Genomic DNA, 13,759 nt, shown 5'->3' with positions numbered 1-13,759 from the left:
GCCTGTCCGCCCTTGCCACGCTGACGCCGGATTGAATCCGCCGTCAGCGATTAGACACCGTCAGATCGTCCTCGGGCAGGGGACCACCCGGCTCGGTGGAATCCGGCTCACCGTCCGCACGGTGCACCCTCCCTGGCCACCAGCTCGCCTCACCGAGCAATGCTGCTAACGCCGGGACGACAATCGTGCGGACGAGAAAGGTGTCCAAGAGTAACCCGATACCGATGATGAAGCCGATCTGCACCATCACGTCGATCGATCCCAGCATGAGTCCGAACATGCTCGCCGCGAAGATCAAACCGGCTGAGGTGATGACCGAGCCGGTGTACGCGACCGTGCGCAGAACTCCGAGCCGGATATTGGCCGTCGATTCCTCTCTGAGCCGGGAAACCAACAGCATGTTGTAGTCGGCCCCCACTGCCACTAGAACGATGAAGGACACCAGTGGGACCGGCCACGCTATTTCGTTGCCGACAATGTGTTGCAGGACTAGGACACCGATGCCCAGAGCGGCTGCGTAGTTGAGAATGACAGTGGCCAGTAGATAGATCGGTGCGACGATCGCCCTGAGTAAGAGCATTAGGATCAGGCCGACTATCAGGAGCGTCCCGAATCCGAGTAACTTGAAGTCGTACGCCAGAAGTCGTTGGATGTCGGCGTTGATCGCCGGGAACCCGGCGACAGATGCGCGCGCACCCTGCAGCGTGGTGTTCGGCATGGCGTCCTCGGCCACCTTTGACAGGCTGTTAGCCAACGTCATGGCATCCGCGGTATACGGATCGTAGGCGGTCTGCACTACATAGCGAGCAGTCTTGCCATCCGGCGAGATGAACTGGCGCGCCACTTGGCTGAACTGTTGATCCTTGAACGCGTCGGCGGGTAGGTAGAATCCCGTTGCCGAGTCGGTGTTGCCGATGTCCCGGGCGGGCGCGCGTAGCTGGGCGGCCACTTGAGACAGGCCCGCCAGCAGCTGTAGGTTGCTGTCCACCAATGCGCTCACACCGCCGGACAGCTGGCGGGCCCCGTCGGCGAGCGCTCGGACGCCCGTCTGGAGCTGTGACAACCGACTGCCGAGGTCCTGGCCGTTGATCGTCTGCAGAGCGGAGTCGAGGACGTTCAATGAGCTCTGCAACTGCGCGATGTCCGCCGTTCCCGGGCCGTTGACTCCACCGAGCTGGGTAGCGAAGTCCGCGAAGCGACCGAGGGACTGGTTGTCGGCCAGTGCGCGGATGTCCGAGGTCTGTGTCTGCAAGGCCGAACACTGCGGGATCTGGACGCACCAGGGAGCATCGAGTGCACTCAACACTGGTGCGACGGCGTCGGCAGCCGACTGTGCTTGTCGTGCCACTCGAGACAGCTCGGGAGCTTGTTGGGAAAACTCATCGAGTGCGGGCGCCGCAGCAGCCAGCTGATCGACGAGCGGACGATACTGGCTGAGCTGCTCGCCGGCCGACGAGGCCTGCTCGAGCAACCCCGACAGCGGCGCGAGGTCGGTGGTGATTTGCTCGTTCAGCAAAGCAAGACCGTCGGCGAGTTGTGAGGACCCGGTCCTCAGTAGCTCCAGTTCGCCCTTCCGCGACTGTGCGTCACCGGTCTGTTCGGTGATACCACTACCGATCTGGTCGTTCTGCCATGACAACTCAGCCTGCTCAAGCTTCTCACCCGTCGGGCGAGTCACCCCGATAACGCGGGTGACACCGGGAGTCTGCGCGACGCGCGACGCCATCTGTTCAAGATCGGCCAGTCCCTGGCCGGTGCGCATGTCTTTGTTCGACTCCACCAGAAGGAATTCGGAGATGATGGTGTCTTTGGGAAAGTGCCGGTTCAGCAGCGCGTATCCCTCGTTGCTTCCGGTGTCCGGCGGCTGACCTTCCCGATCGTCGTAGGTGATTGTCATGGTGGTCGCGATGAGGCCGAGAGCGATCAGTGCCACCAGGCTCACCGCGAGCAGCGGGACCGGACGCCGGATCACCCCCGTTCCCACCCGATGCCAGTACCGTCTGGTGAGGTCACGACGAGGTAGCCCCGCGCCACGCTTTGCCGCGAACGACAGCACGGGGGGCAGCAGAGTGACGGTTGCCAGGAAGCCGAAGGCGATGGAGATCGCGCACGCCGGGCCGAGCGTGTTGAACACGCTGAGCTTGGCGAACGCCATCGCCAAGAAGGCAAGGGCAACTGTCGCTGCGGACGCGAGCACCACGCGACCGATCGTTGCGGTGGCGTTCGCAATGGCCACGTCCGGGGTGTCACCCGCCCGGATGCCCTCGTGATACCGGCTTATGAGGAATACGGAGTAGTCGACTCCGGCGCCGAAGATGATTACTGTCATGAACATCGAGGTGAATTGAGACACGGGCATGCCCAATTCGCCCAGACCCGAGAGCACCCCGCGGCCCACTGCCAGGCTCATGCCGACCACCAGCAGCGGCATGAGAGCGGTGAAGATCGATCGGTAAACGATCAGTAGGATCCCGGCGATCAACAGCACCGTGGCGAGCGTGATCACGACCAGATCGGTCTCACCCACCGCGAGCTGGTCGGTGAACGTGGCAGGTGGACCGGTCACCCGGACAGTTGTGCCGGTACCACCGAAGATCTCGTCCGTGGTGTCACGGACCGCTTCCACCGCGTCGGCAGCGTCCGGCCCGCCCAACGTCCCGGTGACACCGATAGGCAGATACCACGCCTTCTTGTCCTTGCTCAACGCCTGACTCTCCGTGAGCGGGTCACCGAGCAGGTCGCGGACCGCGATGACGTGTTCTGTGTCCGCACGTAGTGTGGTCACCAATTCGTCATATAGGGCGCGGGTGGTGTCCGAAAAGCCCTCGTCGTTCTCCATGGCGACGAAGACGGTGGTCTTGGCCCCCTTCTCATTGAACGCCTCACCCATCCGGTCGAGCGTCTGGAATGACGGTACGCTCGCGGGTATCGGGTCCACCGACTGCTGTCGGATCACCGACTCCAGCTGCGGGAACAGCACTGCGAGGCCGACCGCGACCACGACCCAGACCAACGCCACGACCCCCTTGCGCCGCAGCGTGAACCAGGCGACCTTTTCCAGTACAGCGCTGTATTCACCGGTTCTGGCAGAACGCCTCGATGGACGGTTCCGGATGATCGACGGCCTGGCCACGTACAAATTTCCTCTCAGACTGGATTGTTGGGGGACGCCCCCAGGGCGGCTGCGCAGATCGGTCAGCTGTGATGTTCGCTCTCTGCTATCGCCTCCACTTCCTCCAGGGTGGTGGGGATGTGGTACGGCGGCCTGCTCGTGCCCGAGATGCGATAGCGATCCCAGAAATCAGGATCGCCCACGACGCACTCGGCGCGTCCCTGTGGTGTCACAAAGACAGCAACCGTGCGCCTGCCCCCGAGGAGGGCGTCGAGCGCATCGTTCTTGTCGATCCTGCCGTACCAGGTGTAAAAGCCGTTCAGGGGCTGAAAATAGCCCTTGATCTCCACCTCGACAGCAATCTCCTTGCCACGGCACACCAGGGTGCCCTCGCCGGAGTAGTCGAGATCGTGGTTGTCAGACACGCAAGGCCCACTTTCTTCACATCGAACGTTGACAAAAGAACCAGCTAGCGGAGACACTAGCAGTATCGGGTACCCATAGTATCGGGTATGAAGTCGAGACTCAGCTCGACCCGGAACACAACGGAGGTGTCACATGACCGTTCAAAATGTGGAGATCCAGCCCGACGTCTCGACGGAAGGCGTTGCGCGCGTCAGCGCCCGCAAGCCCGTCGACATGCAGAGGTCTGCCGGTCGACTGCTGCGTGCGGCGGCCGAGAAATTTTATGACGCGGAGATCGACATCGATTGGGACTCGCCTTGGGAGGAAGGAAAGTACTTCCTGCCAGAGCATCGGGTCTCGCTCTACGGCACCAAGCTGTGGGAGAAGATGAGCGACGAGCAGAAGGTGGAACTCGGGCGCCACGAGATCGTCAGCATTCTCAGCTTCGGTATATACGCAGAGAATCTGCTCAGTTCGGCGCTGCTCCGAATGTCTGCCAAAGGCGCCCTGACAGATCAAAGGTCCCTCTACGCCCTCAACGAGATCGGCGACGAGGCACGCCATTCGACGATGTTCGCCCGGCTGATCAACAAGACGGGGGTGGCACCGTACAGGTTACCGAAGGGGTTCTTGAGCTTCGCGAAGATCTTGCACGTCGTGCCCCTCGGCCCGTCCGTGTCCGGTGCGACACTGCTCATCGAGGAGATCCTCGACCGCGCTCAGCGTGAGGCGATGAATGACCCGAAGATGCAGCCGCACCTGCGCCAGCTCATGAAGATCCACGTTCTCGAAGAGGCCCGCCACATTACGTTCGCGCGGCTGGAAATGGTGGAGGGCATGCAACGCCGCGGGCGAATCTCCCGCGCTTGGCATCGAGGCACGTTGGCGGTCATTGCGAACTTTGCGTACCCGTTGCTCATCAATCCGAAGGTATACCCGGCTAACGGAATCAACCGGCTGCGTGGCCTGTGGGCGCAGCAGACGAGCCCCAACTATCGCGTCAACTTGCAGTTCATGTCCGAGCCGATGATCCGGTTCTTCCACGAGGCCGGGATGATGGAGGGGAAGTTCACAATGGCGATGTGGCGCGCAACGCGCAGCCTCCCCGACGACCTGCGCTGACCCGTCCCGGCCGAGTCCACGCGGCCGCTAATCCGTCTCTCGACCCTACGCCCGGATCTCTCTGGGCTCAGACGGATGCCTCGCATCTGCCTGCCACGCGTCCCGCGCCGAGCAGGTCCGTTCGCTCTACTCTTTGATCAGGAGACCTTCACTCAATGCCGTCTTCCAACACCAAGCGCGCGCCGCGCGCCGCCACGGCGACAGACCCGGGAACGACCGAACCCATCACTACCAAGGTGCTCATCATCGGCAGCGGCTTCTCCGGCCTCGGTATGGCCGTGCAGCTCCGCCGACGCGGGAATAACGATTTCATCATGCTGGAAAAGGCCGACTCCGTCGGTGGGACGTGGCGCGACAACACCTATCCGGGATGTGCGTGCGACGTACCGTCCCTGATGTACTCCTACTCGTTCGAGAGCCGCGGTAGCTGGTCGAAGGTGTGGTCCTCACAGCCTGAGATCGAGCAGTACTTGAAGGAGATCTCCAACAAGCGTGGGATCACCCAGAAGATCCACTTCGGACAGAAACTGGTCTCCGGATACTGGAGCGAGTCCGAATCCCGGTGGCACCTGCGTACCGAGTCGGGCCGGGAGTACGTCACGCAGTACGTCGTGTCCGGTGTCGGCGCTCTGCACATCCCGAACTTCCCGAACATCCCCGGAATCGACGAATTCGCCGGCCAGGCGTTCCATTCGGCAAAGTGGGACCACACGGTGGACCTCCAAGGCAAGCGGGTGGCCGTCATTGGCACCGGTGCCAGCGCGATTCAGTTCGTGCCGTTCGTGCAGAAGGAGGCCGGCACACTCACGGTGTTCCAGCGCACCCCGGCTTGGGTACTTCCGCGCAAGAACTTCACGGTGCCGGGACCACTTCGTACCCTGCTCAGCAAGATCCCGATTACTCGCCGCCTCGCTCGGTGGTCGGTCTACTGGGGCGCAGAGAGCCTGGCCTTCGGGCTCAACGGCCACTCCAACCTTATGCGGCCAATCGAAAAGGTGGCCAAGTGGAACATCGAACGTTCCATCACCGACCCCGAGCTACGCCAGAAGCTGATGCCGTCGTACCGCATCGGATGTAAGCGCATCCTGGGATCGAACGACTATTACCCTGCGCTCGCCGCGCCCAACACGACAGTGATCAGCGATCGGATCGAGAAGGTGACCGCGGATTCGATCGTCACCGCTGACGGCGTGTCGCATCCGGTAGATGTGATCATCTACGCCACAGGGTTCCATGTCACGGACGGGTTCGATCAACTCGCCCTCAAAGGCGCGCGGGGCGAGGACCTGCCGTCGCACTGGCACCAGACGGGCATCAACACCCACCTCGGCATCACCACCGAGGGCTTCCCGAACCTGTTCTTCCTGCTCGGACCCAACACAGGTCTTGGGCACAACTCTGTCGTGTTCATGATCGAGCAGCAGATCAAGTACATCTTGAAGGCCATCGACGCCGTCGACAGTCGCGGTGCGCAGCGCGTTGATGTACGGCCCGAGGTGCAAGAACACTTCAACAAGCACATCCAGCGCAAGCTCGCCAAGGGCGTGTGGACCAACGGCGGATGTACGAGCTGGTATCTGGACTCGCAGGGTGTCAACCGTACGGTGTGGCCGGGGTTCACCTGGCAGTACTGGCGAGCGACGAAAGACTTCGAGCCCGCCGAGTACGAGATCGCCTGACAGTCCAGCCGTAGGTCATCGGAGAAGTGAGTACACAACAGTGAGTAGTTCGACAGCAGGCCATAACGCGACCCCGGTCGCGGTCGTCACGGGAGCCGCCTCGGGGATCGGCCGGTCCCTTGCCCTCCAATTGGCCGGACGCGGGGCCAGCCTTGCCTTGTCCGACGTCGACGAGATGCATCTCAAAGAGACGGCGGACATGTGCCGTACCGCGCATCGGGCGACGGTCGAGACCGCCGTGTTGGACGTGGCAGATCGGGCGGCGTTCCAGGATTACGCCGATGGCGTCCAGTCGACATTCGGGCGCGTCAATATGGTGTTCAACAATGCCGGCGTCGCCCTCGGCGCCGACGTCGTCGACATGTCCTGGGAGGACTTCGACTGGCTGATGGGTATCAACTTCGGTGGTGTTGTCAACGGGACGAAGGCGTTCCTGCCTTATCTGATCGCCTCGGGTGATGGTCATCTGGTGAACACCTCCAGTGTCTTCGGTCTGGTCGGAATCCCCAGTCAGAGTGCCTACAACGCCGCGAAGTTCGGTGTGCGTGGCTTCACCGAAGCACTTCGCCAAGAGATGAAAATCAGCCGGTATCCGGTCACGGTGACATGCGTTCACCCCGGTGGCGTCAAGACAAATATCGTCAACAACGCTCGCGGTGTATCCGATATGGGGGCAGATACCGCGACCATTGCCTCGATGTTCAACAACATCGCCAGGACCACCCCGGAAAAAGCGGCGGCCACCATCCTCAAAGGAATGGACAAGAAGAAGCCCCGCGTGTTGATCGGCGCAGACGCACGGGGCTTTGACTTTGTCGCACGCGTGGTGGGTCCGCGCTACCAGGACATGGCTGCGCCGATGACACGCGCGGGCTACGCCTTGGCTCGCAAGCGGGGGATCATCAAATGACCGTCGAGCAGGAGACTCGGCCGGGCACCACCGCCCGGTCGCGGACGCTGACCGTGTCGGAGGTCGTGCAAGAGACCAAGGACTCTGTGAGCATCGCCTTCGAGGTGCCTGACGAGATCGTCGACGATTTCAAACACCTTCCCGGGCAGTTCATCACGCTGAAGATCCCGTCCGACCAGACGGGCCACGTCGCACGATGCTATTCGCTGAGCAGTTCGCCTCATGTCGATGACTTCCGCCTCGAGATCGGGGTCAAGCGCACCGATGGGGGATATGCGTCGAACTGGTTGTGCGACAACGTCTCCGTCGGCATGGAGCTGACCGTCCTCACGCCGTCAGGGAAGTTTACCGCGAAGAGCCTCGACGTCGACATGCTTTTCTTCGCTGGCGGAAGCGGCATCACGCCGGTCCTGTCGCTGGTGAAGTCGGCACTGGTGTCAGGCGGTGGGAACGTCGTCCTGTTCTACGCGAACCGTGACGCCGACTCGATCATGTACGAGCGCCAGCTTCAGCAGATCAGCTCTGAGTTCGCCGAGCGGTTCACTTTGGTCGGCTGGCTTGAGTCCGAGAACGGGATCCCCACATCCGAGGCTGTCGAGAAAATTATCCGTGACCACAAAGGGGCGGAGATCTTCACCTGCGGCCCTGCCCCCTTCATGGACCTGGTGGAAAGGTCCGCCGCCGCGTGTGGAGTGGACCATTCGAGTGTGCATCGCGAGGTGTTCCAGTCTCTGGCGGGTGACCCGTTCGACACCGCCACACTGCGTCGACTCAGTGACGACGAGGGTGTGGCGACGGCCACGGTTTATCTCAACGGAGAGTGCATCACCACGGCATGGCCACGTAACACGCCGCTGCTCGACGTGCTTCTCTCGCAAGGACACAACGCCCCATACTCGTGTCGAGAGGGCGCATGCAGCGCGTGTGTCTGCAAACTCATCGAAGGCGATGTCGACATGGTGCAAAACAACATCCTCGTCGACGACGACATCGAGGACGGTGAGCGACTCGCGTGCCAGGCACTTCCGCTCACCGACGCTGTGACGGTGAGTTTCGATGACCTCTGAGTCTTCGGGAGCCGGCCTACTGTCGCGGCGCTCGCGTGAGGTTCTCTCCAGTGACGGCACGAGGCTGTTCGTCGAGGAGTACGGGCTGGGTGATGATGCGCCGCTGGTGGTGTTCAGTCACGGGTGGGCGTGCCAGGGCCGATTCTGGAGACCTCAGATCGAACACTTCGCCAGCACACACCGTGTGGTGGTGTATGACCAACGAGGGCATGGCTGGAGTGACCGGGGTCATACCCCTTTCTCTGCGTCGGTCCTCGGCGACGATCTCGAGGCTGTCCTGCGGGCTGTCGTCACGTCGAGTCGTAAGGCATTGGTGACCGGTCACAGTATGGGCGGGATGTCGGTCATGGGTTGGGCTGCCGAGCACCCGGAGTCGGTGCCCCTCCTGTCCCGCGGTGCCGTCTTGGCGAGCACTGGCCCCTCCCAGTTGGTAAGTAGATCGACGCTGATTGGGTCGCCGCGTCGATTCCGCGCCTCATTGGAGCGGGCCTTCGCGGCCGGGCTCGCCATGGCGGGGCCGGAGATGCTTGACACTCGCTTCAACCGGCGGTTGGTGAAATACGGGACGATGGGTCCGCACGCGTCGGCCGACGTTGTGGCTGAGTGTTCTGAGATAGTACTGCGTTGCCCTCCTGCGGTGCGGGGAATGTGGGGCAGGGTCCTGGCCACTATCGATGTCAGCAAAGGAGTCGACTCACTGGCGGTTCCGACGACAGTGATCGTGGGCTCTGCCGACCGGTTGACACCCGAGGTTCATTCCACCGATCTCGCCGAACGGCTGCAGCAGCGCGGGCAGTTGCACGATTTCGCGGTGTTGCCGCAGATCGGTCACATGATCAACATGGAGGCACCGAACGATTTCAACGAAGCGGTGGCGCGATTGGACGCAGCCACGGAGAAAGGCTAACTCTTGATGCCTATGACCGGACGCACATAGCTGATGATCGCGGGGGGAGGGCCCTTCCGGTATCATTTCTTCCACAATGTCAGTCGTCCGCCGCGTTTCCTCCGCACCATCTCAGGTACAGCGTCGGGTGCGTGATGCCCGTAGCACGCGGTGGGATGAGCATCGGGTCGCGGTACGCGCGCAGCTGGTCGAGGCGGCCATACGGGCCATCGAACGCTGTGGCGTAGGCGTCAGCATGGACGACATCGCTGCGGAGGCCGAGGTATCTAAACCGAAGCTGTACCGCTATTTCGGCGACAAAGCGGGCTTGAACGGGGCGGTGGCGGCGAAGCTCGGGGCGTTGATGTGGGAGTCGGCGCAAGTCACAATTTTTGCCGAGCAAGATCATGCTTCGGTCGACGACATGGTTCGCTCGTCTATCCAGTCGTACGTCGCGCTCGTCGGGCAACATCCCGTGGTCGTCAGATTTCTTATGGCGAATCATTTGTTTGAGTACTCCGGATCGGGAAGTGGCGGAGTTGCGGAGCAATTGAGGTCGGTGATGGAGGTCATCGCCGGTCGGTTTACTGAATGTCTGCAGCGTATTCATGCAGATACCTCGATTGTTCCCATGGCAGTGGCGTCCATTCTGGGTTCTGGTCTATCTGCGACGCAGTGGTGGACCGACGGCGGTCGTGAGCAAGGGGTGGACGACAAGTTCTTCGCCGCACACCTATTGGAGACGACGTGGGGAATCATCGACGGCGCGGCCGCAACCGTAGGCGTTGCCTTCTCACGTGGTCTGCCATTCAGCCATCCCGGTTTCGCGTCCCGCCTCGAAGTGGACTGACCCATGTTTGGCAGCGAGCCATTCGCCGAACTTGTTTTGCCAGTGGCGGCGCGATTCGACCAATTCTTTGCGTTGCGGTCGGGTTGATCGTGCGTTCCGGTGGAGGGGTGTGTGTGCGTTGGTGGGCGGCGAGAAAGTCGTCAACGATGTGCGCGCAGTCGTGCCGGTCGATGTTTCGTAGCCCGGTTCTTCGTGCGAAAACCAACGGTCCGATGAGTTGCACATTGCGAGTTCGATGTCGAAGTCGTCTAGTTCCTCGCGGGCATGAGAGCTTTGAGAATGGCGTCGAACGGTTGGCGGTACTGGTCGATTACCCGGATGCGCAGCGTTCCGGTTGGGGTCTGCGCGTCTACGCTTTCCCTGGGTCACTACTTGCGACCCGAGGGTAAGGCAGGCCAGAGTCGTGACATGCAGGGGCGCCGCGGCAAAGAGGGAAGCTTGTCGGCTGAGTAGCTCGATGAGCTGGCTGCGTAGCGGACCCGTCGAGGGTGCCGGTGGGATTACGTGGGGCAGCAGTCGCTCGAAGGTGGCGGCCAGCAGTTGCGAGGAACTGTGACGAGACAGCCGCAACGATGACGCCAACGCGCGGTTGCCGGTGGGCGGCCATACCCGATCGGATGGCGGATCATCGTGAGGAACCGCCGGACGAGTCACCAGTATTGCTACCCCCGCACACTGCGAGGTGCATGGGCTTCGGCCCCGACAACCTGCACGGCATTGAGATGGCCGTGCACCGCTGCGGCGATGAGGTGTTCACCGATATCGCGTTCGACGAACGGCATCTAGGCGCGCCGGGGTTGGCGCACGGCGGCGCGATCGCCGCCGCGTGTGATGACCTGCCGGGCTCACCTTGTGGTTGCTGCAACCCCGGCGGTCACCCGCCGCCTCACAGTCGAGTACCTGTTGCCGGTCCCGCTGCGCCGCCCGCACCGCATCAGCGGCCGCCTCACCGGAAGGAGGGGCCGCGCTCTGCACGTCACTGCTACGGCACCGGAGACGACAGTGTCACCCGGTTCACCGCAACCGCCGTCTTCGTCGCTGTCGACACCGACCATTTCGCCGCGCACGGAGATCGATCTCGGCGATTGCGGCGGGCCTGCTCAACCGGCTTTCCCGCGACGCCGGACCTACCGGGTGACCGCCGTCATCACCGACACGGCAACCGAATCCGCCGATGACGCCAACCCTGCATGCGCTGTGACTCACCGTTCGGAGCGGTAGTCCCGAGCAACGAACGCCGGGAAGAAGTCGGAGAACTGTGAGGCGCAGGCCCGGTGACGTTGGTTGTCATGGGGCCTGCTCGTTTCTGGTGCGGATGGAACTTCTCGAATGACAAGGAGGCGATGAGTTCCAGGCAGATGTGCACGTCATCGACGGCCCGCAGTTCGAAGGTTTAATGCTGCCGAGTTGGCTGCCGCCGGCGCCGATTGGAGCCAGGGTCAAGTAGCTTTCTCGGTCGCCCGGCGGGGTCGCCCTTCTCATAGCCTAGGTGGTCGGTCGGCTCGGCTTTGAAGCCGCGTTCAAGAGCCAGTTTGATCAGCCCCGAATCAAAACCCCCATCGCAGCTTTCTCAGAGTCGAGATCCGTTGGGGCACCGCCGGGTAAGCACCGGGCGCAGGATCGCGTGGAGTTGGTTGATCAGCCGGCCTTTGGTGTGCAAGAGGTTGCGGCGGCGTTCATCGAGGACCCGCAATACGCTGGTGTAGTCCTCGGTGTAGATCGGCCGGCCTTCGCCTTGCAGCGCCGCAACGCACGCGTCGGCGGCGGCGTGGATGTGGTCGTTCTTGCGGCGGCCGCCGCGGGAGAGCTGGCGCACTCGGGCGGTCTCGGTGGAGGGACATCGACAACTGATTCCCCTGCTCGAGCAGCCACAGCTACAGGATGGCAGAGGCCTTTGCTGTTCTCCACCGCCCATATGTTCAGGCAGCCTGCCGGCCCACTCGAGTTCACTGATCGGAGCGAACCTGGTGATGGTCCTGATCATGGCGTCGGTGTCGGTTCGTTGCTCGGCGTCGTTGTCCTGGTCGAACTACTCACATCAGTTCGATGAGCTGGTCGCGCAGCGACCCCGTCGAGTGTGCCGGCGGGATGCGTCCATGGTGTATTTGTCACTAGCCTGGTTCTTTCATCGGTGAATTCGACTCGCCGACCCTGATGCATGAAGAAAGGTGCTCTCACCTGCGATAATCGTTCTTGCGACAGTCCGATTACGTCAGAGCGAGGGAGCACCTTTCTGGTGAGTAACTCTACCGTGTTCTACCCACACATCCGCGCCACCGGCGACGGCGAGAACCTCGTGTCCCACGCCGGAACCATCCTGTTGACCCGAACAGTCGAGGTCAGCGGCCTCGCGGCCGAGTTGTCGACCGCACTCGCGCCGTGGCGCACGCCCTCCGCAGTCCATGATCCGGGCAAGATCATCGCCGACCTCGCCGTCGCACTGGTCGCCGGCGGCGACTGCCTCGCCGACATCGCCACCATCCGCGAACAACCCGACACGTTCGGCCACGTCGCCTCCGACCCGACCGTCTCCCGCCTGATCTCAACGCTGGCCGCCTCGCCGGTCCAGGCGTTGTCGGCGATCGCTGCGGCTCGAGCAGCGACCCGGGCACGGGTGTGGGCGTTGGCCGGTCCTGCTGCTCCGAACCACGGGATTTCGGCGAAGAACCCACTGGTCATCGACCTCGACGCAACCCTGGTCACCGCACACTCGGACAAGCAGTCAGCGGCGGGAAACTACAAGGGCGGCTACGGTTTTCATCCGATGACCGCGTTCATCGACCACGGGCCCGGCGCGACCGGAGAAGCCGGAACGATCCTGCTACGACCAGGCAATGCCGGATCGAACACCGCCACCGACCACATCACCACCACCCAGCAGTCGTTGGCGCAGATCCCCGACCTACCACCGCGTCCCGGCCGCAAGATCCTGATCCGTACCGACTCGGCCGGCGCCACTCACGACTTCCTCGACTACCTGCACAAACAGCGAGTCTCGTACTCGGTCGGATTCGGTCTCGATGCCCGGTTGGGTGAGATCATCGACCGACTCCCGAAGAAGGCATGGACTCCGGCCTACAACAGCGACCGCGAGCAGCGAGACGGCGCCGACGTCGCCGAGTTGACCGGAGTGATCGACCTGTCGGGGTGGCCGCCGGGGATGCGGGTGATCGTGCGGCGGGAGAAACCCCATCCCGGTGCACAGCTGCGGATCACTGACCGCAACGGGTGGCGATTGACCGCGTTCGCCACGAATACCACGCGCGGGCAGCTGGCTGATCTGGAACTACGGCACCGCCGACGCGCCCGGTGCGAGGATCGGATCCGGCAGGGCAAAGACTGCGGGCTGTTGAACCTTCCGTTGTTCTCGTTCGCGCAGAACCAGGTGTGGACCTCGATCGTAGCGTTGGCGATCGATCTGAACGCGTGGATGCAGATGCTGGCGTTGACCAGCACTGATGCCCGCACGTGGGAGTTGAAGACATTGCGTCTTCGGTTGTTCGCGATCGCGGCTCGGATCGCTCGGCACGCCCGTCAGCGACGGCTGCGGTTCGATGCCCGTGCCAAGTACACCGGTCTGCTGATCGCCGGGCTCGATCGTCTCGACGGCTACCCGAACAGCACGTGACCAGCGTGTCCTGACGTATCCGAACGACCTGAAAGACACCCTCCGGGCCCGTGAAACCCGGCCGTGATCCGGCGGCAACCGGCCAGCCTGTCGTACCCGA

General features: G+C 62.6%; 10 protein-coding genes and 2 pseudogenes. 8 read left to right on the top strand and 4 right to left on the bottom strand.

The features are described from left to right. Window positions 1-43 precede the first annotated feature (43 nt). Window positions 44-3,133: an MMPL/RND family transporter gene (locus tag GYB83_RS17080; protein WP_161896569.1), complete on the bottom strand. Its 3,090-nt coding sequence runs from the start codon at window positions 3,131-3,133 to the stop codon at window positions 44-46. Between the two features lie 62 nt (window positions 3,134-3,195). After that, entirely contained in the window at window positions 3,196-3,537 is a 342-nt protein-coding gene (locus tag GYB83_RS17075; protein ID WP_030175653.1) for a DUF4873 domain-containing protein, read from the bottom strand. Between the two features lie 133 nt (window positions 3,538-3,670). On the opposite strand from GYB83_RS17075, the gene GYB83_RS17070 reads away from it, so the two are divergent. From GYB83_RS17070 to GYB83_RS17045, 6 genes are all read left to right on the top strand, one after another. Then, on the top strand, window positions 3,671-4,639 hold the full coding sequence (locus GYB83_RS17070; protein ID WP_161896568.1) for an AurF N-oxygenase family protein: 969 nt from the start codon (window positions 3,671-3,673) through the stop codon (window positions 4,637-4,639). Window positions 4,640-4,794: 155 nt separating this feature from the next. Continuing rightward, complete coding sequence (locus tag GYB83_RS17065) at window positions 4,795-6,318, top strand: flavin-containing monooxygenase (protein WP_161896567.1); 1,524 nt, start codon at window positions 4,795-4,797, stop codon at window positions 6,316-6,318. A 40-nt stretch (window positions 6,319-6,358) separates the two neighbouring features. Further along, the gene (locus GYB83_RS17060; protein WP_075052040.1) at window positions 6,359-7,228 is read left to right on the top strand and encodes an SDR family NAD(P)-dependent oxidoreductase; all 870 of its coding nucleotides are present in this window, start codon (window positions 6,359-6,361) and stop codon (window positions 7,226-7,228) included. Beyond that, the gene (locus GYB83_RS17055) at window positions 7,225-8,295 is read left to right on the top strand and encodes a ferredoxin--NADP reductase (protein WP_161896566.1); all 1,071 of its coding nucleotides are present in this window, start codon (window positions 7,225-7,227) and stop codon (window positions 8,293-8,295) included. Before GYB83_RS17060 ends, GYB83_RS17055 begins: the two co-directional genes overlap by 4 nt. Then, on the top strand, window positions 8,285-9,202 hold the full coding sequence (locus tag GYB83_RS17050; protein ID WP_161896565.1) for an alpha/beta fold hydrolase: 918 nt from the start codon (window positions 8,285-8,287) through the stop codon (window positions 9,200-9,202). Before GYB83_RS17055 ends, GYB83_RS17050 begins: the two co-directional genes overlap by 11 nt. A 76-nt stretch (window positions 9,203-9,278) precedes the next feature. After that, window positions 9,279-10,031 (top strand): TetR/AcrR family transcriptional regulator, encoded by a 753-nt coding sequence (locus tag GYB83_RS17045; RefSeq protein ID WP_161896564.1) that lies wholly within the window; start codon window positions 9,279-9,281, stop codon window positions 10,029-10,031. Here the strand turns inward: GYB83_RS17045 and GYB83_RS23700 are convergent. Beyond that, window positions 9,991-10,595: pseudogene (locus GYB83_RS23700) on the bottom strand (TetR family transcriptional regulator C-terminal domain-containing protein); the annotation flags it as partial. The gene GYB83_RS17045 and the pseudogene GYB83_RS23700 overlap by 41 nt on opposite strands. A gap of 53 nt (window positions 10,596-10,648) precedes the next feature. Here GYB83_RS23700 and GYB83_RS17035 point away from each other — a divergent pair. Further along, window positions 10,649-11,209, top strand: a pseudogene (locus GYB83_RS17035) (PaaI family thioesterase). A gap of 392 nt (window positions 11,210-11,601) precedes the next feature. Here the strand turns inward: GYB83_RS17035 and GYB83_RS17030 are convergent. Next, window positions 11,602-11,847 carry a hypothetical protein gene (locus tag GYB83_RS17030; RefSeq protein WP_008382572.1) on the bottom strand — a complete coding sequence of 82 codons (246 nt, stop codon included), beginning with the start codon at window positions 11,845-11,847 and terminating at the stop codon, window positions 11,602-11,604. A 420-nt stretch (window positions 11,848-12,267) separates the two neighbouring features. On the opposite strand from GYB83_RS17030, the gene GYB83_RS17025 reads away from it, so the two are divergent. Continuing rightward, on the top strand, window positions 12,268-13,659 hold the full coding sequence (locus tag GYB83_RS17025; protein WP_040520992.1) for an IS1380 family transposase: 1,392 nt from the start codon (window positions 12,268-12,270) through the stop codon (window positions 13,657-13,659). Window positions 13,660-13,759: the final 100 nt, after the last annotated feature.

It is taken from the genome of Gordonia spumicola (assembly GCF_009932475.1).
GTDB classification, from domain to species: domain Bacteria; phylum Actinomycetota; class Actinomycetes; order Mycobacteriales; family Mycobacteriaceae; genus Gordonia; species Gordonia spumicola.
Note: the sequence above shows the minus strand (reverse complement) of the source record. Positions and strands in the feature narration are given on the sequence as shown.